We start from the raw sequence: 23,352 nt of genomic DNA, 5'->3' as shown, positions 1-23,352 counted from the left end.
GAACGCCTCCAAGCGAAGCTCCGTGAGCGCACGCAAGACGCGCAGGCCGAGCGGCCGACCGCTACCGGGATGGCTCGCCTTCGTGGCGTGCCTGTCCGCCCTCGTGCTCGGCCTCGTGGGCCCCGACGCCTCCGCGCAGGCCGCCGACGACGCGGCGCCCGCAGAGTCCGCCGCACCGCCGCCGGCGCCGCCTCCGGGTGGCTACAAGAGCGGGCTCTACCCGATGCCGAACGACGCGGAGACGCCGCTCGCGTTCATGCCTCCGGGCAGCGCCGCGACCCCCGTGCCGAGCGAAGAGATCTACCCGCCGCAGACGATCACGATCCGCTTCAACCACAAGAAGCACACGAAGGATCTCAAGCAGACCTGCAAGTCGTGCCACGCGGCCGCGTACACGAGCGACAAGGTCGCCGATCGGCTCATGCCGAAGGCCGAGCAGTGCGATGCCTGCCACGACGTCGATCACTCGGACCTGCACGACGTGAAGGCGGGCACGGACGCGAACGGGCAGTGCGTCTTCTGCCACATCGGCGACAAGGCGGGCGAGAAGGGCTCCGTCGCGCCGATGGTGCTGCCGAACGCGAACCTCGTGTTCACGCACAAGAAGCACCTCGACCGGAACATCCAGTGCGGGCAGTGCCACGGGCAGGTGGGCGAGCTCGAGCTCGCGACGCGGGATCAGCTCCCGCGCATGGCCGGCTGCTTCGCGTGCCACAACATGAGCGGCGCGGCGCAGGGGCAGGCGAAGGGCGCGTGCACGACGTGCCACACGGCGCGGAACGACGGCCGCATGATCACGAGCTTCACGACGGGCAACCTCGTGCCGCCGCAGTGGATGCACAACGCGGCGCACACGCCCGACTTCATCGAGCGGCACAAGAGCGTCGCGGCGAACGACAGCGCCTTCTGCGGGAGCTGCCACACGACGAACGAGTGCACCGACTGCCACGACGGCCGCGTCCGTCCCCGCAAGGTCCACCCGAACGACTGGCTCTCGATCCACGCCCAGTCCGCGCGGCAGGACAACCCGCGCTGCGCGAGCTGCCATCAGGCCCAGACGTTCTGCGGCGACTGCCACCGCCGCGTCGGCGTCGCGCGCGACACCGGCAGCGGCAACCGCCTCACGGGCCGCCGCTTCCATCCGCCCGCCGCGGAGTTCACGACCGCGCCGCGCGGGCCGAACCATCACGCGTGGGAGGCGATGCGGAACCTGAACGCCTGCGTGTCCTGTCACACGGAACGTGACTGCGCGACGTGCCATGCGACGAAGGGCCTCTCCGGCGGGCACGGCGTGAACCCGCACCCGATCGGCTTCCGGGACAAGTGCGGCGCGGCCTTCGCGAGAAACCCGCGTCCGTGCCTCGTGTGCCACCAGTCGAACGACCCGTTCGTGAGGGCATGCCAATGAGCTCCCAGCATCGATCGCGGCCTGCGCTCGGGGCTTCCGCTCAGGCGGACGGAGCAGCGCTCCCGAAACCTCCTACATATTCCTTGCACACCCCTTCTGGCGACGGGTATAGCGAAGAGCGACGGGGCGCTTCCTCTCCCGCGGTGGTCGCGCGCGTCGTCAAGGAGAACGGGTGTGAAGGAGCTGATCAAGTACCTGCTCGACAATCTTTACCTCGACTTCCAGGGCGAAATCACGCTGGAGACCGTGCGGGGCTTCCTCCGAGAGGACGACGGTCGGGAAGCGCGGCAATTGCTCGCGAAGCTCATCGAGGAGAAGGGGGTCGAGGACCTGCTCATCACCCTGGCCGACTGTTTGAAAGAGCACATTCAGAACGGCATCAACGAGAAGGTCGTCCGCGAACAACTCTCGACCTACGCCGAGAGCTGATCGGCCCGAGAGGCCTTTCCTTCGCCCCACGCGCCCTCCGCGCTGCCCTGCTCGCCGCCTCCCTGCCCCTCGTCGGTTGTGACGTGGGCAGCCCCGAGCGCGAGGCCATCGACGCCCCCCCCGTCCACCTGGTCGAAGTCGAGCTGTCCGGGCTCGACGCCGGCGGTCAGCCGACGACGTTGACGCTGACGCCGAGCGCGCCCGCGCCCACCGATGGGAGCGTCGCGCTCTCGACGACGAGCGTGCGCCTCACGTTCGATCGGTTCCTCATGCCCGGTGAGGCGGTCCGGCAAGCGATCTGCCTGCAGCCGAGCTCCGATCCGGTGCCGACGCTGCAGCAGTGCAGGCTTCAGGTGTTCCTGGAGCCCAGCTACGACCCGGTGCATCGTCGCATCACGTACCGGCTGCCGGTGATGACGGCGCTCGCGCCCGACACGAAGTACTGGCTGACGGTACTCGCGCCGACAGAGGCGTCGCCGTTCGGCGTGCGCGCGTTCGACGGCGCGCCGCTCGAGGCGAACGTGGTCCTGCAGTTCACGACGGCCGCGATGGATCCGGCCGGCGGGCCGGTGGATCCGGCGCTCGACGAGGCGGCGCGGCGCGCGGCGTCCGAGGAGCTCTTCTGCACGGCGAGCGCGTGCGTGGCGTCGTGCGCCGTGGATGATCAGCTCTGCATCGACAAGTGCCCCGTCTCGAAGAGCTTGATCGTCGGCTGCGGCGGCTGCCATGGGCCGCTCGAGTTCGGCTCCGCCGCGATGGGGCTCGATCTCTCGGGCGCGGAGCGGTTCCCGGCGATGATCGGGCGCGTCGCGAACCAGACGCAGACGGGCGAGCAAGCCGACGAGGCGGAGATCAAGCCGCGCCGCTTCGGACGGGCGATGCCGCACGTCGACCCGGGCAACGCGGGCAACAGCTACCTGCTCTACAAGATGCTGGCGGGCCCGATCTACACGCGCATGGATGCCGCGCAGGGGCTCGCGCCGGGCGAGATCGACAGGCTGCGCGCGTCGGTCGTGGTGGGCTTGCCGATGCCCCCGTACGACCTCTACGCGGCCCCCCAGTCGAGCCTGGAGGCGCTCAGCGCGTGGATCACGACGGGCGCCGCGACGCCGGCCTGCCCCTGAGAGACCACCTTCGGCGTGGTAGGTTCACGCCATGCCTTCCGAGCTCTTTTCGCGTGACGCGCTGACCTGCGCGCTTGTCCTGGTGTCGCTTGGTGTCGTGGGGTGCGGCGAGGACGCGCCACCGGTGGGGCCCACGGGCCCGGCGCAGACCGAGGTGCTGACGCCCGACGCGACGCCGCTGCCCGGGGAGACGGAGTGCCGCGTGGTGAAGACGACGAACATCCCGGTCGCGTCGGCGAGTCACGTGGCTCTCTGCACGGACGTTTCGTACGAGACGAACCCGCCGAGCGGAGGGAATCACTGGGGCCAGTGGGCGGCGTTCAAGAAGTACACGACGCCCGTGCCGCGCGAGATGTACGTCCACGATCTGGAGCACGGCGCGGTCGTGCTTGCGCATCGCTGCGACGGGGCGTGCCCGGAGGTCGTGGAGGCGCTCGAGGAGGTGTTCGACGAGGCCGCGGCGGATCCGCTGTGCCTGTCGGCAGGCGCGGGGCCCAAGGCGCGGCTCGTGCTCACGCCCGACGCGGATCTCGACACGCCGATCGCGGCGGCCGCGTGGGGCGCGACGTACACGGCGACGTGCCTCGACAAGGCGTCGCTCGCGGCGTTCGTGGCGGAGGCGTACGGCAAGGGGCCCGAGGACATCTGCTACGACGGCGTCGACATCGAGACAGCCCCTCCGAATTGCGGGGGGAGCTGAGCTCCCGTTCGTGGTCCCCGCCCTCCCCTCCCCTGCCCCGCGGCGCTTTGAAGACGCGCCTGTGCCACCAACGTTGACACCCGAGGGCAGAGGTCGAAGACTCGATTTCCGATGAACGAGCACGGATCGTCATCGGAGTTGACGGAACGAAGCTTCGAGTTCCTCGCCCCGGCCGGAAGCGGCGGCGCAGGCGAGGTGTGGAGGGCGCGCGCGCGGCGCGACGGGACGCTCGTGGCGCTGAAGGTCGCGCGCGACGCGGCGGCGCGGGAGGCGATCGCGCGGGAAGCGAGACACGCGATCTTCGCACTCTCGCCACGTTTGCCCGAGCTCGTCGACGTCGGGTGGTTCGTGCGGGAAGGCGACATCGCACGCGCGATCGAGGCGGACGACGAGGGAGACGGCGAGCGCTTCGCGTTCGTGGCGCTGCGCTGGGTCGAGGGCGCGACGCTGCGGGAGCGGGCACGCGAGGCAGGCGTGGATCGAACGACGCTCGCGCTCGCCGTCGCGCGTGACGCGGGGGAGGCGCTCTCGGATCTGCACGAGGTCGGGCTCGCGCACGGCGACATCAAGCCGGAGAACGTCCTGCTCGGCTGGGGCGGACGCGCGCACGTGATCGATCTCGGGCTCGCGTGCCCGGTGTACACGGCGCGCATCGAAGGAGGAACGCCGCGTTATCTGGCGCGCGGGGATTCCGATCTGGGCGACGCGCGCGCGCGGGATCTCGTGGCGCTCGGCGCGCTGCTCGCGGAGCTCGTAGACGACGCGGTGGCAGCCGCCGAGCATCCGATCGAGGCCGCACGGGCGGCGCGTCTCCCCGAGCCGATCGCGCTGCTCTGCGCGGCGCTGCTCTCGCCGAGCCCGGGCGCGCGTCCGCCTGCGTCGTGGGTCGCCGAGACGGCGCGGGCCGCGCTCGCCGCGCGGGATGCGGGATCGGGCCGCGAGCGGGAAGAGCGTGGAGAACGCGACGCGCGGCGCGTGCGTGCGGCGTATCTGTCTGCGCGACGCGACGAGCTCGCGACGCGCGCCTCGGCAGGCGCGGCGACGGCACCGTGGCTCGGCGACGCGCTGGCGTGGGCGCGACGCGCGCGATCGCTCGTCGACGAGGAGACGTCGTCCGCAGCGAACGCGGGCGCAGGCGAGATCGGTCCGCTCGGCCCGGAGGGGATCGCGCGGTGGATGACGTCGCTCGTCGGGAGCCCGGCCGCGGCATGGCCGACGGGTCCGCTCGGAAAGATCGGAGAAGCTTCGATCGCCGCAGCGCTCGTGGATCTCGCGCGGAAGCTGCCCCCCGCGGCATGGACGTTCGCGGACGTGGAGGGCGCCGCGCTCGGACGAACGCCCACGGCGACGACGCCCGAGCGTCCAACGTCGGCGCCGTTCGACATCGAAGAGGTGGCGCGGCTGTCGATCGCGATCGCCGCCGTGCCGCCGGATCCGATGGCAATCGAGCGCGTGGAGCGAGGGGAAAACGCGCCCGCGTCGCTGCTCGTGGCAGCTGCGGATGCGCTGCGGCTGTCAGGCGAGCTCGGCCGCGCGAGGAGCCTCGCGCTCCGCGCAAGGGAGCGCCGCGCGAAGGGGGCGGATGCGCTGGCGGCGGAGATTTTGCGGCGCGCAGGAGAGCTCGGCGCGGCGCGGGAGATCGCGGCGGAGGCGGATCGACGCGACGAGGATCCCGACGGGAAAGCGCGCGCGATCCTGGCGCGGATCGCGTTCGACGAGCGGCGCTACGAGGAGGCCGACACGCTCGTGCAAGGCGCGACGATCGTGCCCGCGTACGAGGTCGCGGCGCTCGTCGCAGCGACCAAAGGCGACACGGAGCGCGCGCTCGCCGCGATCACGCGCGGTGAAGCGATCGCACGTCGCGCCGAGGAGCACGCGCGAATCGCTGCGCTCCGGGGCTACGTGGAACACGGGGGGGATCCGGCGCGCACGCGGAGCGCGTTCGCCGCGGCGGTCGAGCACGCGACGCGGGCGGGGGCCGTCGTCGAGGAGGCGACCTATCGGACGGGTGAAGCGGCAGCCGCGGTGGATCTCGGCGATCTCGGCGGCGCGATCACGACGGCGCGGCGTGCGGCGCTGCTCTGGGAGCACCTCGGCAGGCCGGCGCTCGCGGCCCGCGCGCTCCTCGCGCGCGCGGCGGCACATGCGACGGCGGGCGTGGCGCACGAGGCAGAACGTGTCGCACGGGAAGCGATCGCACGAGCACGGGAAGGTCGTGACACGCGGGCGGAGGCGTACGCGTTATGGGCCATCGCGGACGTGTCGCCGCGCGGCGCCGCTGAAGGGAGACGCGCCGCTGAGCAAGCCCAAGCGCTGCTCGCGGACGCGGGCGGGGACGACAAGCTACGCGCCTCCGCGCGGCTGCTCCGTCACGCGGAAGGGGCGATCGATCTGGAGACGTGTCTCGAACTCGATCGGCTCGCAGACACGCCGAGCCTCACCGCAGGCGCGCGGCTCGACTGGTGGCGCGCGCGCGCCGAGGTGCTGCTCGTGGCGTCGGGCGAGCTCGAAACGCGCACCGCCGAGCACGTGCTCAACGCGATCGTGGCGCTCTCGGATGCACGCGCGCCCGTCTCGGCGCGAGGCCCTTCGATCGCGGCGGGCTATGCGCTCGCGGCGCGCCTCGGCCGGGGCGACGTCGCGGTCCGGCTCCTCTCGTCCCTCGGAGACGCGGCGCGTGATCTGCTCGCGCGCGCCTCCCCCGAGCTCGCGCCGTCGATCCGCGCGCTCCCGTGGGTCGCGCAGGCCGCCGCAGCGCCGCAGGAAGGCATGCGCGCGGAGCAGGCGCGGGAGCTCGAGCAGCTCATCGTCTCGCTGAGTGATCGCGAGCGCCTCCGCTCCCTGCTCGATCGCGTGGTCGACGCGCTCGTCCTCTGGACGGGCGTCGAGCGAGGCTTGCTCCTCCTGCGCGCGCCGGATGGACGGCTCGTGGCGCGCGCGGCGCGCAACCTCGCGCGGGCCGACCTCCGCGACGAGCAGCTCTCGCTCTCGCAGACGCTCGCGCGGCGCGCGCTCGCGGCGCTGGAGCCCGTCGTCGCCGTGGACGCAGCGGGCGAGATGCCCGCGGTGCACGTCAGCGTGCATGCGCTCAAGCTGCGAAGCGTGCTCGTCGTGCCGCTCGTCGCGCGCGGCGAGGCGCTCGGGGTCGTCTACCTCGATGATCGCGTGCGGCGTGGAGCGTTTGGTCCGCGCGAGCTCGCGTGGACCCGCACGGTGGCGACGCTCGCGGCGCTGGCGATCGCGGACGCGCGGGATCAGACGCTCCTCCGGCGCGCCGCGCGCAAGGCGAAACGGGCGAGCGCGGCGCTCGAGGAGACGCTCGCGAAGCGGGAGGCCGCGCTCGACGTGGCGGAGCGCGAGCTCAACCGCACCCGCGGCACGCGCGAAACCCGCTTCGAGTACGACTCCATCGTCGGCGACAGCGAGCCCGTCCGCGCGATGTTGCGGATCGTGGATCGCGTCACGATCGCCGACGTCCCCGTCCTCGTCCACGGCGAGTCGGGCAGCGGCAAGGAGCTCGTCGCGCGCGCGATCCACGACAATGGTCCCCGCGCGGGGCGCCCGTTCGTGGGCGAGAACTGCGGCGCGATCCCGGAGGGTCTGCTCGAATCGACGCTCTTCGGCCACGTGCGTGGCGCGTTCACGGGCGCCGATCGACCGCGCTCCGGCCTCTTCGAAGCGGCCGATCGTGGCACGTTGTTCCTCGACGAGATCGGCGAGATGAGCCTCGGCATGCAGGCCAAGCTCCTGCGTGTCCTCCAGGACGGCATGGTGCGACCGCTCGGCACCGAACGCGCGCGCAAGGTCGACGTGCGCATCGTCGCCGCGACCCACCGCGACCTCGACGCCATGGTCCGTGCGCGCACCTTCCGCGAGGACCTCTACTACCGCCTCAACATCATCACGATCCGGATCCCGCCGCTCCGCGAACGCGCGAGTGACGTCCCCCTCCTCGTGAAGCACATGCTCGCCAAGTACAGCCGTCCCGAGGTGCGCGTCACGCGCGCGGCGATGGATCGGCTCATGGCGTTCCCCTGGCCCGGCAACATCCGCCAGCTCGAAAACGAGGTCCGCCGCGCGCTCCTGCTCTGCGACGGCGTCATCGAACGCGAGCACCTCTCCCCTGACGTCGCGAACGTCGCGCCGCCTGTCCCTGCGGATCTCGGCTTGCGTGTGCGCCCGCGCGTCGACGCCCTCGAAGCGCAGCTCGTGCGCGAGGCGCTCGAACGCACGAAGGGCAACCAGACCCAGGCCGCGAAGCTCCTCGGCCTCTCGCGCTTCGGCCTGCAGAAGATGATGAAGCGGCTCGCGGTCTCGCCTTGATTCAGCGGTCCAAGACGAGCCGCGCGTCTCGCACGATCGCCTCGATCCCTGCGTCATCCGCATCGTAGAAGCCGCGGATCTTGCCCTCGCCGTCGACGAGCACGAAACGCTCGCCGTGGAAGATCTCGAGGATGCCCTCGGGCGTCTCCTTCTTGCCCATCGCGATCTTGAAGCCGCGCAGCACCACGGTCTCCACCTCGCCGAGCGGACCCGTGAGGAAGGTCCAGCGCGCCTCGTCCGCGCCGTACTTGCGCCCGTACGCGGCCAGCACCTCCGGCGTGTCGTTCTCCGGATCGACCGAGAACGTCACGAGGTGAAGCTTCTCGCCGAGATCCGCCGTGCGCTTCTGCACCTCGACCATCCGCTTCGTGAGGCGCGGGCAGACACTCGGGCAGCTCGTGAACACGAAGTCCGCGATGTACGGCTTGCCGCGCAGATCAGCCGCGCCGAACGGCTTTCCGTGATGATCGGTGAGCGTGTACGCGGGCAGCTCCAGCACCGGCTTCGGCGCCGACGGCCGCGGCGTGATCACGATCCGCGTGACCAACACCAGCGCGAACACGATCCCGAAGACGAGCCACGGGAACCGCTTCGCGCGCGCGGGGGGCGGCGCAGGTCGAGCTTCTTGCGGGGGAGCGGCCCCCGCGTCCGTTCCGCCTTCGTCTCGGGTCTCCACGCGCGATGTCACGACGAGCGTGGTGTAGGCGTCGCTCCGCGCAGGGTCAAGGCGCGTGCGCCGCGCCCGCGAGCATCGGCGCGAGGTGGTAGAGCATGAGATACACGACGATGCCCGTCACCGAGACGTACGCCCAGATCGGGAACGTGATCTTCGCGAGCTTGCGGTGCGCCTCGAAGCGCCCCTGACGACCGAGCCGGAGCGTCACGATCACGAGCGGCAGCGCCGCCATCGCGAGCAGCGTGTGGGTCGAGAGGATCACGAGGTAGATCGTCCGGACGATCCCGACGTCGGGGAACCGATGCGTCCCCGTGAGCGCGAAGCGCGCCACGTAGCTCACGAGGAAGACGCCCGAGGCGATGAACGCGCCCTGCATCCGCCACCGGTGGGCCTCGATGTTGCGCTGCTTGATGGCGACGAAGCCGGCGAAGAGCAGCGTCGCGCTCGTCGCGTTGAGCAGCGCGTTCAGCGGCGCGAGCAGACGACCGATGCTTTCGGCGCTCATGGGTTCGTGCTCAGGCGCCGATGATCAGCGCGGCGTGCAGCAGCATCAGGTACACGATCGAGATCGCGAAGAGCCTGCGCGCCCATCGTGTCCCTAGCACCGTCGGGCGGAGCCCCCACGCGCCGAAGCCGAGGAAGCCGAGGCCGAGCAGCGCGGCCGAGGCGAGATACACGGGACCGGCGACGCCGAGCGGGACGAGCAGGAGCGAGACCAGCACGAGCAGGACCAGATAACCGACGATCTGGTGCCGCGTGTGGCGATCCCCGCGCTCGATCGGGAGCACCTTGAGGCCCGCGCGCTGGTAGTCACGGCTGCGGAACATGGAGATCGCCAGGAAATGCGGCACCTGCCACAGGAACAGGATGCCGAAGAGCGCCGCGCCGGGGCCGTCGACGCGATCGGTCACCGTCGTCCAGCCGAGCAGCGGCGGGATCGCCCCGGGCACCGATCCGATGAGCAGCGCCAGCGTCGTCTTTCGCTTCAGCGGCGTGTAGATGAGCACGTACGAGAACAAGGCGAACGCCGCGAGCAGCGTCGTCGTCATGTTCACCGCGAGCCCGAACAAGCCGAGCGAGAGCGCGGAGATCGCGAGGCCGAACCAGAGCGCGAGCTTCGGCGAGATCCGGCCCGCGGGCAGCGGCCGGTTCTTCGTCCGGGCCATGAACCCGTCCGTGTCGCGCTCCAGGTACATGTTCAGCGCGTTCGCGCCGCCGACGACGAGCACCGTCGCGAGGAGCGAGAGCATGACGACCCCCGGAGACACCCCGGGCAGTCCTTGCTCGTGCGCGAAACGGTTCGCGACCCACGCCCCGCCGAGCATCGTCGCGACCACGATGACCGTGACGCGAGGCTTCGTCAGCGCGACGAGATCTCGCGCGACGGCCCCGAACGAAGGCCCGCGCTGCTCGTAGCCCGAATCACGGCGGTTCATGTGCACGTCGCCGAGCGGCTCCGCGGGGATCGTCATGCGCGCACCTCGATAGCAGAGGCAGCACACGGGGGCACGCGCGTGGGGCCAGGAAACACGGCGGGAGAAACAACGACCATACAGGACAACGTCATGAAGCGGGGGGAGCCTAGCTCGGTGGCGCGGCGCGCGGGAGGAAAGCCCAGCGCGATCGTGGGGTCAACCCAGGTTCGAGACAACGGGGTCAGGCCTACCAAAGTCCCTGGAGCTCGCCCTGGTTCTCGGGGGGCTCCGGCTCGGTGCCGTCGAACGAGAAGACGACCTCGAGCGTCTGCCCGTCGGTCACCGTCACCTCCTGCGTCTTCAGGCCGTACCGGGCGTGAAACGCCTCCAGCCGAACCTTGCCGGCCGGCACGCGATCGATGCGAAACGCTCCATCCGCGCCGCTCACCGCGAAGAACGGATGATCGGTGACCACGACGAAGCTCCGCATCCACGGGTGGATGTCGCATCCAAACCGTACGATGCCGGAGGGCGGCAAGCGCTTCGCGATCGGCGGCGATCCCATCGCCGTCGCCTCGTTGAAGACCGTCTCCGCGCCGAGGTACGTGTGCACGTTGTGCAGCGTCCGGTCGCTGTTCTTCACGACGATCTCCTGCCCGCTGAGGACGCCCTGGATCCGCGGCACGTACACGCAGTCCTGCTGATCCACGGTCGCGGCCGGCGGCACCTCGTAGCGCCCCTCGAAACTCTTCGGCGCGATGCGGACGAGCACGTCCTTCAGCTTGCCCCCCTGGACGATCACGGCGTCGTGGACGAGCTGTTTGTCCTTGCAGACGTCGGTCGCCTGCGCGCGCTTCGCGGGCACCTTCATCTCGGGCGGCGCGCCCGTGAAGCGCACTTCGCCGCGCAGCGTCGCGCTGCCGAGCTTGCCCGCCGGGGCCGCGCTCGCCGCTGCGGACGCCGCGGGCGAAGGCGAGCTCCCCGTCTCCTTCTGACAACCCGCCGCGAAGGCGAGCAGAGCCACGACCGAAGGGACGATCCAGGCTGTTCGATGGGTGGTCATGTTCGCCGTGTGCGCCGCAGGAGGGGCCGAGCGAGCGCTCCCCGCGTCCTAGTGAACGCCTCGCGGCACGTCAACGGCAGGGCGCGGGTTCGTCCCGCCGGTTTCGCAAGAAAAGCGAAGACCTCAGCTCGGCCGCGCGCCCTTCGCGTCCCCGCTCGCCCCGGGGCCTTCCTCCGGCGTCGACTCCGCGCGCGTGATCGCGGCCCAAAGCCCCCGATGATCCCGCGACGCGAGCACCGTCGCGAGCGACGCGAGCACGAGCGCGAGCGCGCAGAGCGGCACGTCCGGCGCACCCCGCGCCACGAGCAGGAGCGCGATCGCCCCCGAGAGCGCCGGCGTGAGCGTGCGCGTCGCGAGCGCCGCGACCGCGACCGCAGGCGCCGCGAAGGCGACGAACGTCGCGATCGCGGGCGAAGCGAAAGGCTCGGGCCTCAAGACCAGGTTTTTCGCGGCACGCGCGAGCAGCACGCTCACCGCGGCCGCCTCGTCGGACGTGCCCGCGAGCGCTTGCCGCGTGGCGAAGAGCGCGACCGCGAGCGCCGCGAGCGTGGCCGGGCTCGTGAGCTTCTTCCCGCGCGACGCGACGAACCCCACGGCCACCGCCATCGCCGCGCCGTCGAGCAAAAGCCCCACCGTCGAGACGCCGCGCGCGATCCGCGCGAGCGACTCGGGCGCCGCCACGTCCCGCATCACGAGCAGCACCGACGCGACCCGCGCGAGCCCGCCGAGCCCGAGCAGCCCCAGCATCACCGCCGTCGCCCGCGCGAACGGCGTCCGCATCGTGTCCCAGGCCGCGAGGAGCGCGAGCGCGCACGCGACGCCCCCCACGAGAACGAGCGATGGGTCTGGCACACGTGACACCGCCCCGAGGAGCGCCACGAGCACGACGAGCCCGCTCGCGAAGACGGCACCAAAACGAACGACCGCCGGCAGACGCGCCTGAAGCGCGGAGAGCCCGAGCGAGAGGACGCCGACGATCGCAAGGATCAGGAAAAAGTACGACATCGCCGCGCCCGCGAGCTCGAGGAGATCCCCCGTCCTGCCGAGCCCGACCACCAAGCCTCGCACCGAGGGACCGAACGCACGTCCGAGCAGCATCGCGAGCACCCCGAACGCTGCGAGCGGCCGCACGAACGCGAGCACACCCGAACTCGCCTTTGGCTCGGGACGCGCAGGCGGGGCGGCTCGGGGTGCTTCGGGCGCTTCGGTGCTTTCGCCTTCCGTGCTCATCGAGGTCGGGCTCGCCGCGAGCGACCCCCTGCAAGACGCAGGCTCACGCGTCGCTCCAGTCGCGTGGGTGGACCGTGTCGTCGAAGAACGCCGAGGCCGCGGACGCGTCGATCAAGTCCTGCATGCGGTGTCCGCCGAACTCCTCGAAGATCCGGTCGTCGTACTCGTCGGCGATGACGGACATGTCCCGCAGCGCGGCGAGGATTTCGTCCGGATCGAGCGTCTCGCCGCCGAGCAGCGTGTGCACGAGGACCACGCACGCGTCCTGCGCGACGTAGCCGAAGGCCCCGAACCGGAGGCGCGCGTTCATGCGCAGGAGCTTCATCGCGAGGTCGGGCGTCATCTCGACCCCGCGGACGAGCTGCGCCACGAACCGCACGACGGCGCGGTCCGGCTCCCACGGGAGGATCTGGATGTAGATGTACGCCGTCCCCTGCCGGACCACGTAAAACCGCGGCTCGACACGGACGAAAGCCGGCGAGTCCGCGAGCGTTTGCTCTATCCGCGCGATGCTCACGCGAGCGGCGGATGCAGCGTCCTTGGACATCGGAGGCGATGCTACCAGCTTCGAGGCGGCCCGTCTCGCGTTGTCCTAGACAAACCTGTCTACGCTTGGGGCTACGCTCGGCAAGCCGAGCTACGCCCCAAACCCCATCTACGCTTGGGGCTACGCTCGGCAAGCCGAGCTACGCCCCAAACCCCATCTACGCTTGGGGCTGCGCCCGGGAAGCCCCCTCAGAGGGTGTTCCACAGGCGTCGCGAGCGGCTCGAGGCTAGGGAGGCCGAGCGAGGCGTACTCTGTACGTCGAGCGAGGCCGACCGACGCATCGAGCCGCGCAGCAGCCTGGGGAACACCCTCTCAGCGAGTCGGGACAGGAAGGAGCGGCGGTGGGCCGCGTCGCTCATCGGAGGGCGTCAGCGTCGGCGCGCGCGGCGGACCGACCGGGGAGACGCTGCCGCCGCCCTTCGGGTCGGGCAGGATGTACGGGAACGCATTGCGCGTGCTGCACGCGTCCACCGGATCGCGGTGGAACTCCCAGTGCAGATAGACCCTGCCGTCGTGCGAGACGATCGCCTCGGGCGCCTTCCCGAACGGCGACGAACGGTTCATCGAGTTCAGCGCGACGATGTCGAAGGCCGTCATCCCGCTCGCCTTCGTCACGCCCATCTTCACGATCTTCCCCTCGTCCTTGCTCAGCACGATCTCGAGGTGCGTGACGAGGTTCTTGTTCAGCCCGTGCTCCTGCGGGAGGTTGTCGAGCGACGCGAGGAACTCCTCGGCGAAGATCGGGTGCAGGCGGTTGTGGATCGTGTTCAGGTACGTCGCGAACGCGGACTGCGCGGCGTTCAGCGCCGTCTGGTTGCCGACCTTCACCGTCGGCTCGTAGTTCTCGATCGCCGCCTTGTACTTGCCGAAGTTGTTCTTCTCCCACTTGCCGCGGTGCGCGCTGCGTCGCGCCGCACCGTCCGCCGCGCGCTCGGCCTCGAGTTTTTCCCGACCGACCGAGGCCTCGAAACCCGCGTGCGAGAGGTTCAGGTTCGGCCCGCCCGCGATCCCGGGCGCGCCGAGGCCCACGGAGCCGACCTTCACCGGGGCCTGGTAAGGCGCCGGTTGCCGCTTCTTTCCGGCCCTTCGGCTCTTGCCGTCGCCGCCCGGGTTCGCCGGATCCATCGTGAACCCGCCTGGGCCGGCGCCTGCGACGACCTCGGGTGACGCGGGGCCCGCACCGCCGGGGCTCGGGGGCGGACCTGCGGGCGCCTTCGGCGTGTTCGCGCCTCCACCGCCGGTCGTTCCGCCGGGTGCCATGGGCGGCGGCGACGTCCGCGCGATCGCTGCGGGCGGCGCCGGCCTCGCCGTGTGGTGATGCTCGGCGCTCTCGCTGTGATCCTTCGACTCGCCCGGCGCCTTGTTCGAGCCGGCCTTCTCCTCGCTGTCGGCGACCTTCTCGTGGTCGTCGTTCCCCTCGCCGGAGGTCGCGGGCTTCTTCATCGCGCCCGCGTTTGGATTCGCATGATCCTGATCATGCGACCGGAGACGCGCGACCGTCTCCTCCTTCACGGTGTTCGCCTGATCCGCGATGCGACTCGCGTCGGGGTTGTCCTTCTGGTTCGGCTCGACGTGCTGGCGCACGGCGATGCGGCGATCCGGCTCGATCGGCTTCGGCGGCTCCTGCTTCGCGACCTCCTCCGAAGGAGGTGGAGGCGGCGGCGGCGGAGGCGGCGGCGGCGGCGCCACGAGCGGAGGCGGCGGCGGGACCACCTTCGGCTCCTCCTTCGGAGGCTCGACCTTGGGCGGCTCGACCTTGGGCGGCTCGACCTTCTTCTCCGGCGGAGGCGGCTTGATCTTGGGCGGCTTCGGCGGCTCCGGCACGGCGTCCGGATCCGGCTTCTCTTCGTCCTTGGTGTCGTCGGCCTTGTCCTCGGGCGCCTCCGCTTCCTGCGGCGAGGGCGTCGCGGGCGAATCCACGAGGATCTCGAACTGCGTGTCCTGGGGACGAAGTCCCTCACGGACCGCATCGACGAGGGAACGGATCTGCGCGCGATCCTCGACGACCTGTGCGACCTCCACCGCGCCATTGCCGCCTGCCCAGTGGACGACGATGGCCGCAGAGATCCAGAGCAGCAGGGGGATGTGGGCTTCGCGCGACATGCCGGTTCGTGAGGCTCCCGGGGCGGAAGGGGCAGATCGTGGGGACGAACCCAGCACCCACCCATTCGACGTGGCCGGGAAACTTCCCCCGGCAAAACGACGAGTTACCCAGCGACGAAGTCCTGAGCGAGAGCCCACGACGACCACCGCCGAACATCGAAACTAGCATTCGTGTCCGAGCCCAGCAACGACCGGAATGGTCGAAACGGCCCGTTCCGGGCGGGATTTCGGGCGGAGAACGGGCGGCGATCGTGAGCCTCGGCGCAGAGCACGGGCGGAAACCAGCGAAGAACGTCGGCCGCCCGCCCGTCTTCAGACCTTGGTGATCGCCTCCCAGTGATCGGCGATCTCCTGGGCCGTCCACGCTGCGCCCTCGTCTTTGAACTTTCCCGCGCTTTGCACGACCTTGTAGGCGAAGACCTGCGAGCCCGTCACGGCGAGGACGTGCCCCGTCCGATCCGCACAAAGGTCGGAGCCCAAGAAGAGCGCCGCGGGCGCGATGTGCTCTGGCGTGAGCGACTCCATGCCGGCCTGGAACATCGGGAGATCCTCGGTCATGCGCGTCTTCGCCACCGGCGCGAGCGCGTTCACCGTGATGCGGTGCTTCTGCAGCTCGATCGCCGCGGTCCGCGTGAAGCCGTAAATGCCGGCCTTCGCGGCCGCGTAGTTCGATTGCCCGAAGTTGCCGACCATGCCCGAGACGCTCGTCGTGTTGACGATGCGCCCGCCGCCGCCCTGCGCGATCATCTGCTTCACGACAGCCTGCGTGACGAGGAACGTGCCCCTGAGGTGCACGGCGATGACGCTGTCCCACTGCTCCTCGTCGAGCTTGAGCAGCGTCTTGTCCCGCAGGATGCCTGCGTTGTTGACCAGGACGTCGATGCGGCCGAACGCGTCGAGCGCGCTCTTCACGATGCCCGCCGCGCCCGCGGCCGTCGCCACCGTGTCGAAGTTCGCGACCGCGACGCCGCCCGCGGCCGTGATCTCCTCCACGACCTTGCGCGCCATGGCGTCACTTCCGCCGCTTCCGTCGCGCGCGCCGCCGACGTCATTGACGACCACCTTCGCTCCCTCCCGAGCGAAGAGAAGCGCCTCCGCGCGGCCGATCCCGCCGCCTGCGCCCGTGATGATTGCCACCTTGCCGTCGAGCAGACCCATCCTCGTTCCTCCTTATCGACGCGCGAACCATACCGCTTCTTGCCCTTCCCCCTAGGCCCGTGTAACGACGAGCCCGCGTGAGCTCGCTGCAGACGAGAACCGAGCGCCCCCCCGAGGGCCTCGCCCGTGGAGTCGTGGTGGCGCCCAAGTGGGCCGTCGCCGCGCTCGGCGCCGCCGTCGTGCTCGGCACGATCATCTACCTCGTCGTGCGCGTCCGCCGCGCGCGGAAAAGCCTGAGATCGCCTTGATCGGAGCGGACTCTTGAACAAGCTGGTCCGCCGCGTCGTGTGGGTGATGCTGCTCGGCGTCGTCCTCTACGGCGGCCTCGTCCTCTACCGCGACGCGAACCTCATCGCCGCGCGCCTCGCGACCTACGCCTGGTCCACGTTCGCCATCGCCTGCGCGCTCGCCTTCGGCAACTACCTCCTGCGCTACCTCAAGTGGGAGTACTACCTCGCGCGGCTCGACATCCGCGGCGTGCCCAAGTTCGAGAGCTTGCTCGTCTACCTGTCGGGCTTCGTCCTGACGGTCACGCCGGGCAAGGTCGGCGAGGTCTTCAAGTCGCTCATCCTGTTCCAGCTCCGCAAGGTGCCGATCGAGCGCACCGCGCCCATCGTCATCGCCGAGCGCGTGACCGATCTCATCGGCGTGATCGCCATCATCGCGGTCGGCAGCGCGAGCTTCCCCGGCGGCGCGCTCTGGGCCGGCCTCGGCGCGGCGACCGTGGTCGTGCTGCTCGTCTTCGTCTCGGTCCCCGCCGTGAACGGCGCCGTCGTGCGGATCCTGCCCAAGCTCCCCGGGCCGCTCGGGCGCGTGGGCGGCAAGGTCGCGCCGAAGATCGAAGAGGCGCTCGGCGGGCTGCGCACGATCGTCTCGCCCGCGCAGCTCGTGTGGCCGACGCTCCTCTCGATCGTCGCGTGGTCGCTCGAAGGCGTGGCGCTTTGGGTGATCCTGCGCGGCTTCGGCGAGCAGGCGTCGATGTCGCTCTCGATGTTCTTCTACTCGACGGCGACGCTCGCGGGCGCGCTCGTGCCGGTCCCGGGCGGGCTCGGCGTGACGGAAAAGCTGCTCGAAGAGCAGATGGCGCGGCTCGGCGGCGTGGAGGCGGCGACCTCGACGGCGGCCATGATCCTCGTGCGCTTTGCCACCTTGTGGTTTGCCGTCGCGGTCGGTTTCGCGGCGCTCGGGCTGCTCCGGGCCAAACACGGCGCGGCCGTGCTCGGCGGCGAACCCGTGCCTCAGGACCCGGAAGCGCAACGGAATCTCTTGACAGAACGCACGCCTTGACGATCGGCTACGCGGAGACATGGCGACCATCGAACGAGGCATCGGGCTTGTCCAGCGCGTCATCGCGGAGCTTTCAAAGCGCCCGGAGGGAGCGGGCATGGTCGGCGCAAGCGCGGCCGCGCTCGACGCGCTCGAATCCAAGCTGATGGTGGAGCTGCCGCCCTCGCTCCGGACGTTCCTCGCCTACGACTTCACCTTCGCGAGCTTCGGCAAGCGCTTCAAAGGCCGGCACCGCTTCGGCGAGGATGCGCGCGCGCCGCAGCCGAAGATCACCTCGGTCCGCAAGCTCGCGGAGTCGATGGTCGAGCTCGGATGGACCGACTCGCGCGTCCGCGGCAAGGTCGTGCGCCTGCCGAACAAGCCGGGCCAGCCCTGGAACGCGCTCTACCTCGGCGAGGCGCGGCGCGACGGCGAGCTCGTCATCCTGGGCCTGGATCACGACGAGACGAACGTGCGCGTCTTCCCGCGGTACACGGCCTTCGACCTCTACCTCGCGCACCAGCTCGGCATGCTCAAGCTCCGCCAGAGCATGATGCTCGACGATCTCGAGTCGCACCTGGCGCACAACCCGGAGCTTCTTTCGCGTGATGAGGACGAGGACGAGAGCACGGACTACTGATTCGCTCTCGTGATGCGACGCGCGCCCGATCCCCTCGTCACCTCGTCGTTCGAAGCGAGCGCGACCGATCCGCGCGACCGGCTCGACAAGCTCGTCGTACGCCTGCTGGAAAAATCAGGCACAGCCGCGTCCCGTGCCGCGGTGCAGCGCTGGATCGAACACGGGCGTGTGCTCGTCGACGGAAAACCCGGCCGCGCGTCGATGGCCGTCGCCGCGGGCGCGCGGATCGACGTGACGCCGGAGCCGCCGGAGCCGACACGCGCGGAGCCGGATGCGTCGATCCCGCTCGCCGTGGTGTACGAGGACGCGCACCTCGTCGTGATCGACAAGCCCGCGGGCCTCGTGGTGCATCCGGCGAAAGGGCACGCGAGCGGGACACTGGTCAACGCGCTGCTCGGCCGCGGCGGCTTCGAACGCGCGGGCGCCGATCCGCTCGATCCCGAGGGGCACTTGCGGCCCGGGATCGTGCATCGCCTCGACAAGGACACGAGCGGGCTGCTCGTCGTGGCGAAGGACGCGGAGACACGCGAGGCGCTGAAGGCGCGCTTCGCGAAGCACGACATCGAACGCGAGTACGTGGCCGTCGTCGTGGGTGAGGCGAAGGAGGCGACGTTCGAGACGCTCCACGGCCGTCACCCGACGGATCGGCTGCGGTTCACGACGCACGTGCAGGAGGGCAAGCGCGCGGTGACGCGCGTGCACGTGCTCGAACGTCTTGGGCTTTCGACGCTCGTCGCGTGCCACCTGGAGACAGGGCGCACGCACCAGATCCGCGTGCACCTCGCGGAGCGTGGGAAGACGCCGATCCTCGGCGATGCTTTGTACGGGAAGACGCCCCGGGATCCGGAGCTGCGGACGCTCGCGGAGTCGCTCGGGCGTCAGGCGCTGCATGCGCGGGTGCTCGGTTTCGAGCACCCGGCGACGGGCAGCCGTCTGCACTTCGAAAGCCCGATCCCCGCGGACATGGCCCGCGTGATCGAGGCGCTACGTCTCCGCGCCTGAGCTACCAGATCTTCGACTTCACGTGCCCCTTCGACTTCACGAGGATGTCGACGATGGCGCGGTCGTAGAAGTTCTTGGCGTAGAGCTCGGGGGAGACGCGGCTTTTGTAGAGGGCGCGCCCCTCCTCGATCTCCTCGGCGAGGACCGTGAAGAGATCGTCGTTCTGGATCCCTTGGACGATCTTCTCTTCGTTGTAGAGCGAGAGGTCGCTCGCGATGGCGCGCGCCAAACGGCGGGCGGCCTCCTCGGTCTCGATCAGCGGCATCGGGTCGTCTCCTCAGAACCTCGAACTGGGGGCGTCTCGGTAGAGCCCACGGGCGCAAGAATGCTCGGGTTTGCCGAGCGTGTCAAAGTCGCGGTGATCCGGCCGCCGGGGGCGAACGCGAAGAGGCCACGGTGCAGCGCGGAAGCGTAGGGGATCCCACGGGGATCGGCGTTAGGGCGATGCAGAGGTGCATCGAGGGTTGACGGCGGGCACCTCGGCGAGGTGCAGAGGTCACGCCGATCGGGACGGGGCCTGCGTCCGCGCGCCGCGCAGGGCCTTCCGCGCACGCCTGGGAAGGTGTCTGCGCGGTGCAGAAGGGGATCCCGGCGCGGCGGCGCGGAGGGCTGCGGCGTGCGGAGGTGCTTTCGCGTGTGATTGCTCACGCGTCTGATCGGGTCCGAGGTGCTTCCGATCGCGCGGGGGTCGTCCTCTGCGTGCGCGGGGATGGTGTGGGCACCTTGTCAGACAGAACCCTCATGGTTAGCCCTTCTGTCCTTGGAGGCGCGCATGGCGGATCGACACATCGACGATGGTGAGGTCAGCGAATACGGCAGGCACTTCGTGACGGAGGCGAAGAAGCTCGTGGGGGCTTCGGATCTCGTGGACGTCGAGAAGGTGATCACGCGGGTGCTCGGCGCGGTGGAGGGGGTGGAGATCGAGCTCGCGAAGGCGAGGAGCCAGCGGAGCGAGGTACGCACGGAGCGCGGAGGGACGGGCGAGGCGGAGGAGGTGGTGCGCGAGGTGGTCACGCGGTTCCACGCGTATCTGCGGTCGCTCCCGAAGGGGACGAGCTTCGATTTCGAGGCATTTTTCCCGGGAAAGAAACTGGGCGAGGTCGCGGCGCTGAAGCCGGCGGATCTCGGGGCCAAGGCGGCGGACGTGATGCGCGGGTTCGATGTCGCGCGGAACGCGGGGCTCGATGCGTTCGCGCCGTGGAAGCAGGAGATCGCCGGAGCACGCGCGGCGCTCGACGGGGCGCTGTCGGGCAAGAGCGGCGCGGCGAATCGGTCGATGACGGCGACGGCAGGGCTCGGCGCGGCGCGGGCGCACTTTCTGAAGGTGTACAACCACGTGGCGAAGCCGATCGTGCGCGGGGTCCTGCATGAGCTCGGCCGGGAGGAGGAGTACAAGCTGTATTTCAAGGATCTGACGGTGCAGGAGGGGAAGGCGCGCGGAGGGAATGGCGGCAAAGGAAACGCGGAGGAGGAACAAGCGCCATGAGTCACGTTCTCGCGCACAAAGAGGCCCAGCGGGGCGATGAGGACGGTGGACGGCCTCGGCTCCAGGGGAGCACGCACGAGGATGACGGCGACAGGCCTGCGCCGTGCTACGTTTTCCGCATGTCCACGCAAGAGATGCTCGCCTACATGCTGAAGCTCCCTCGCGAAGAACGGGTGCAGGTCACAGAGGCGCTTCTCCTCAGCTTGGAAATCCTCGACGAAGAGGAAATCGCCGCGACGTGGGCACCCGAGCTGGAGCGTCGGTCGCGCGAGATCGCCGAGGGAAAGGCCCAGACGATCGAATGGGGCGGCGCGCAGACGGAAATTCTGAACGAGCTCGCGGAGCGCCGTGCGCGTCGAGCTGCATTCTGAAGCACGGAACGATCTACGCGCAGCGGCGCTCTGGTACGACGAGCAGCACCCGGGGCTCGGCGACGAATTCGTCGGCGCCGTCGCGCGGGTGATCGAACGAATCGGAGCCGCCCCCGCGTCCTTTCCGATCTGGCCCGGCACGGAAGGCGGTCCCTCGATCATTCGCAGAGCCCTCGTCGATCGCTTTCCTTACGCGGTCGGGTTCGAGGTTCACCCCGAGCACGTGCTCGTCCTCGCCATCCCCCACACACGGCGACGCCCCCTGGAGTGGCTCAGGTACGCGTTCTGAGCCCCGCAAACACCATCCCCGCCATCCCCGCAATCAGCGGAAACGTCACGAGCCCATAACGACCTGCGCCGAAGAAGACGGCGTGGGTCAAGAGCGTCGCGCCGAGGACGGTCACCGCGGCCGCAGGCAGGACGGGGCCCCGGAGCAAGGAGCGGCCACCCAAGAGCGCCGCCACGACGAGGGCGACGTACGCGACCCACGCGTGCACCTGGAACAGGAAGACGAGCCCGAGGCCGACGACGGCGCGGGTGGCGAAGCGGCGGGCGCGGCTCTCCGTCGCCGCGAACGCGAGGCCGAGGAGCGAGAGGCCAAGGACGCCGCGCTCGTAGAGGGTCTCGGCCACGCCGAGGCCGAGCTTGCAGCGGTCGCCGCAAGCCGCGCCGTTCGATTCGTGCAGGTACCAGCCGGCGGCGCCGCAGTAGTCGAAGGTCGCGGCGAGTTTTCGAGGGACGAGCGAGAGCCACGCGCCCGGGTGCTCGGCGATGTAGAGCGTGGCGGCGCGGCCGAAGCAGGCGTCCTTGCCGGCCTCGTCCCAGACCTCGCGGCACGCGTCCGGGACCTTGATCGGCGACCACGCGCCGGTGGATGCGGGATCGGCGCCGATGAGCAGGTTCCAGCCGCCGTTGACGCTGACGAGCGCGCAGCGGTTCATGCGCTCGCAGTTGCGGATCGTCCACGGCGCGCACACGGCGAGGGCGAAGGCGGTCGCGAGCGCGGCGAAGCCAAGCGTGGCCCGACGCGCGCGAGGTCCCGCGAGGGGCGCGACCGCGAGGAGCGCAAAGAGCGGCGCGAAGACGAGGCTCTGCGGGCGGACGAGCGTGGCGAGGCCCACGACGAGGCCGAGGAGGGCCGTGCGCGCCGCGATCGTACGTCGCCCGCCGAGCGGCACGGCGTCGCGCACCCACGCGGCCGCCCACGCGGCGCACGCGACGAGCGAGGCCGTGACGCCTTCGCTCATGAGCGCGGGCGTGTACGCGACGAGGCCAGGATGCAGCGCGGCGAGCAGGCCCGCAGCGAGCGCCGCGCCGGGGGGAGCCGCGCGCGCCGCGAGGCGATGGACGGCGACGGCCGCGAGCGCGCCGAGCAAGGCGTTGAGCGTCATGGCGACGCCCGGATGCGCGCCGAAGAGCGCATACGCCCCGCCGAGGAGCGCGGGGTATCCCACGGGGTAATGCGCGGCGTACGTGACGACGCCGTCGGGCCAGAGCCACGTGTAGCCGAGGCCCGCGGCGACACGCTCGGCGATGCGATGATAGAAGGTGCCGTCCGCGGTGGGCGGGAAGCGCGACGCGGCCCATACGACGACGGCGAGGCGCGCGAGCAGCGCGGCCGCGAGCACGATCCAGGTGTCCCGGCGGCGGGGCGAGGCGCGCTCGGGCGTCACGCGATCGGGGGGCGCGGGAAACGCCCGAGCAGGCCCGCGCCGCGCAAGGCGACGATCACCTCGCACGCAGGCAGTCCCACGACGTTGGAGTACGAACCTTCGATGCGCTCCACGGCAAAACTCCCGATGCCCTGGATCGCGTACGCGCCCGCCTTGTCGAGGCCCTCGCCGGTCGCGGCGTAGGCCTTGATCTCGTCCGCGTCGAGCGCGCGGAAGAAGACACGCGTGCGCACGGTCTCCGCGTGGACAGCCCGCATGGGATCCGCGCCGGAGGCGATGGCGAAGCGGGTCCAGACCTCATGCTCGCGCCCCGCGAGGGCCGTGAGCATGGCCCGCGCTTCCGCATCGTCCGCGGGCTTGCCGAGCGCGGTCTCGCCGAGGATCACCGACGTGTCGGCCACGAGCACCGCGCCGACGGCCACGGCGTGTGGCGTCGCGGCGGCGAGCTTGTCCGCCACGATCCGCTCGAGGTAAGGCCGCGGCCCCTCCCCCGGCCGCAGGCGCTCGTCGACGTCGAGGGAGACGACCCGCAAGGGCAGGCCGAGCGTCGCCAGGATCTCGCGGCGCCGCGGCGACGCCGAGCCCAGCAGCAAGGGGTGCGTTTCGTCGATCATGGCGAGGTTCGGGGCCATCGCGGGGCGCGTGTCCTACCACGGCTTCCTCGCCGTGGCAGGCTCGCCGCGTTTGCCGTTTTGACTCCGGACGGGAAAGGAGTAGACGTGCTGCGCGCGCCGTACG

At 70.6% G+C, this 23,352-nt stretch carries 23 protein-coding genes; 12 read left to right on the top strand and 11 right to left on the bottom strand.

What is annotated here, in order from left to right:
- Positions 1-22: 22 nt before the first annotated feature.
- From POL67_RS18700 to POL67_RS18680, 5 genes are all read left to right on the top strand, one after another.
- Entirely contained in the window at positions 23-1,408 is a 1,386-nt protein-coding gene (locus POL67_RS18700; protein WP_271918874.1) for a cytochrome c3 family protein, read from the top strand.
- Between the two features lie 174 nt (positions 1,409-1,582).
- On the top strand, positions 1,583-1,837 hold the full coding sequence (locus POL67_RS18695; RefSeq protein WP_271918872.1) for a hypothetical protein: 255 nt from the start codon (positions 1,583-1,585) through the stop codon (positions 1,835-1,837).
- Between the two features lie 83 nt (positions 1,838-1,920).
- Positions 1,921-2,961, top strand: a complete 1,041-nt coding sequence (locus tag POL67_RS18690) for a hypothetical protein (RefSeq protein WP_271918870.1) — start codon at positions 1,921-1,923, stop codon at positions 2,959-2,961.
- 31 nt (positions 2,962-2,992) lie between these two features.
- Positions 2,993-3,661: a thioredoxin-like domain-containing protein gene (locus POL67_RS18685; protein WP_271918869.1), complete on the top strand. Its 669-nt coding sequence runs from the start codon at positions 2,993-2,995 to the stop codon at positions 3,659-3,661.
- 138 nt (positions 3,662-3,799) lie between these two features.
- On the top strand, positions 3,800-7,984 hold the full coding sequence (locus POL67_RS18680) for a sigma 54-interacting transcriptional regulator (RefSeq protein WP_271918867.1): 4,185 nt from the start codon (positions 3,800-3,802) through the stop codon (positions 7,982-7,984).
- A 1-nt stretch (position 7,985) separates the two neighbouring features.
- Here the strand turns inward: POL67_RS18680 and POL67_RS18675 are convergent, their stop codons facing one another.
- The 8 genes from POL67_RS18675 to POL67_RS18640 all read right to left on the bottom strand — a co-directional run bounded on the left by POL67_RS18675 (position 7,986) and on the right by POL67_RS18640 (position 16,176).
- A complete protein-coding gene (locus POL67_RS18675; protein ID WP_271918865.1) occupies positions 7,986-8,672 on the bottom strand; it encodes an SCO family protein in 687 nt (228 codons plus the stop codon).
- Between the two features lie 34 nt (positions 8,673-8,706).
- Positions 8,707-9,165 carry a DUF420 domain-containing protein gene (locus POL67_RS18670; protein ID WP_271918863.1) on the bottom strand — a complete coding sequence of 153 codons (459 nt, stop codon included), beginning with the start codon at positions 9,163-9,165 and terminating at the stop codon, positions 8,707-8,709.
- Positions 9,166-9,175: 10 nt separating this feature from the next.
- Positions 9,176-10,132, bottom strand: a complete 957-nt coding sequence (cyoE, locus tag POL67_RS18665; RefSeq protein WP_276075778.1) for a heme o synthase — start codon at positions 10,130-10,132, stop codon at positions 9,176-9,178.
- Positions 10,133-10,322: 190 nt separating this feature from the next.
- Positions 10,323-11,138, bottom strand: a complete 816-nt coding sequence (locus POL67_RS18660) for a carboxypeptidase regulatory-like domain-containing protein (protein WP_271918861.1) — start codon at positions 11,136-11,138, stop codon at positions 10,323-10,325.
- A 123-nt stretch (positions 11,139-11,261) separates the two neighbouring features.
- A complete protein-coding gene (locus POL67_RS18655) occupies positions 11,262-12,368 on the bottom strand; it encodes a hypothetical protein (protein WP_271918859.1) in 1,107 nt (368 codons plus the stop codon).
- A 43-nt stretch (positions 12,369-12,411) separates the two neighbouring features.
- Complete coding sequence (locus POL67_RS18650; RefSeq protein WP_271918857.1) at positions 12,412-12,915, bottom strand: T3SS (YopN, CesT) and YbjN peptide-binding chaperone 1; 504 nt, start codon at positions 12,913-12,915, stop codon at positions 12,412-12,414.
- Positions 12,916-13,227: 312 nt separating this feature from the next.
- Entirely contained in the window at positions 13,228-15,018 is a 1,791-nt protein-coding gene (locus POL67_RS18645; RefSeq protein ID WP_271918854.1) for a hypothetical protein, read from the bottom strand.
- Positions 15,019-15,330: 312 nt separating this feature from the next.
- Positions 15,331-16,176, bottom strand: a complete 846-nt coding sequence (locus tag POL67_RS18640; RefSeq protein ID WP_271918852.1) for an SDR family NAD(P)-dependent oxidoreductase — start codon at positions 16,174-16,176, stop codon at positions 15,331-15,333.
- A 77-nt stretch (positions 16,177-16,253) separates the two neighbouring features.
- On the opposite strand from POL67_RS18640, the gene POL67_RS18635 reads away from it, so the two are divergent.
- The 4 genes from POL67_RS18635 to POL67_RS18620 all read left to right on the top strand — a co-directional run bounded on the left by POL67_RS18635 (position 16,254) and on the right by POL67_RS18620 (position 19,084).
- Positions 16,254-16,424, top strand: coding sequence for a hypothetical protein (locus POL67_RS18635; RefSeq protein WP_271918850.1), 171 nt, complete (start codon positions 16,254-16,256; stop codon positions 16,422-16,424).
- 13 nt (positions 16,425-16,437) lie between these two features.
- A complete protein-coding gene (locus tag POL67_RS18630) occupies positions 16,438-17,463 on the top strand; it encodes a lysylphosphatidylglycerol synthase transmembrane domain-containing protein (RefSeq protein WP_271918848.1) in 1,026 nt (341 codons plus the stop codon).
- Positions 17,464-17,560: 97 nt separating this feature from the next.
- Positions 17,561-18,082 carry an SMI1/KNR4 family protein gene (locus POL67_RS18625; RefSeq protein WP_271918847.1) on the top strand — a complete coding sequence of 174 codons (522 nt, stop codon included), beginning with the start codon at positions 17,561-17,563 and terminating at the stop codon, positions 18,080-18,082.
- A 12-nt stretch (positions 18,083-18,094) separates the two neighbouring features.
- Positions 18,095-19,084 (top strand): RluA family pseudouridine synthase, encoded by a 990-nt coding sequence (locus POL67_RS18620; protein ID WP_271918845.1) that lies wholly within the window; start codon positions 18,095-18,097, stop codon positions 19,082-19,084.
- Position 19,085: 1 nt separating this feature from the next.
- On the opposite strand, the gene POL67_RS18615 is transcribed toward POL67_RS18620, so the two are convergent.
- Positions 19,086-19,349, bottom strand: a complete 264-nt coding sequence (locus POL67_RS18615; RefSeq protein WP_271918843.1) for a hypothetical protein — start codon at positions 19,347-19,349, stop codon at positions 19,086-19,088.
- A 507-nt stretch (positions 19,350-19,856) separates the two neighbouring features.
- Here POL67_RS18615 and POL67_RS18610 point away from each other — a divergent pair.
- From POL67_RS18610 to POL67_RS18600, 3 genes are all read left to right on the top strand, one after another.
- Entirely contained in the window at positions 19,857-20,570 is a 714-nt protein-coding gene (locus POL67_RS18610; RefSeq protein ID WP_271918841.1) for a hypothetical protein, read from the top strand.
- A 134-nt stretch (positions 20,571-20,704) separates the two neighbouring features.
- Entirely contained in the window at positions 20,705-20,941 is a 237-nt protein-coding gene (locus POL67_RS18605) for an addiction module protein (RefSeq protein ID WP_271918839.1), read from the top strand.
- On the top strand, positions 20,919-21,230 hold the full coding sequence (locus POL67_RS18600; protein WP_271918837.1) for a type II toxin-antitoxin system RelE/ParE family toxin: 312 nt from the start codon (positions 20,919-20,921) through the stop codon (positions 21,228-21,230). Before POL67_RS18605 ends, POL67_RS18600 begins: the two co-directional genes overlap by 23 nt.
- Here the strand turns inward: POL67_RS18600 and POL67_RS18595 are convergent.
- Together POL67_RS18595 and POL67_RS18590 are read right to left on the bottom strand one after the other, a co-directional pair.
- Positions 21,214-22,614, bottom strand: a complete 1,401-nt coding sequence (locus POL67_RS18595; protein WP_271918836.1) for a hypothetical protein — start codon at positions 22,612-22,614, stop codon at positions 21,214-21,216. The genes POL67_RS18600 and POL67_RS18595 overlap by 17 nt on opposite strands.
- On the bottom strand, positions 22,611-23,246 hold the full coding sequence (locus POL67_RS18590; protein ID WP_271918834.1) for a Maf family protein: 636 nt from the start codon (positions 23,244-23,246) through the stop codon (positions 22,611-22,613). Before POL67_RS18590 ends, POL67_RS18595 begins: the two co-directional genes overlap by 4 nt.
- Positions 23,247-23,352 lie beyond the last annotated feature (106 nt).

Origin of the sequence: Polyangium mundeleinium, assembly GCF_028369105.1 — a bacterium.
Lineage (GTDB): Bacteria > Myxococcota_A > Polyangia > Polyangiales > Polyangiaceae > Polyangium > Polyangium mundeleinium.
The sequence above is the reverse complement of the archived record's forward strand: the minus strand, read 5'-3'. Positions and strand labels throughout refer to the sequence as shown.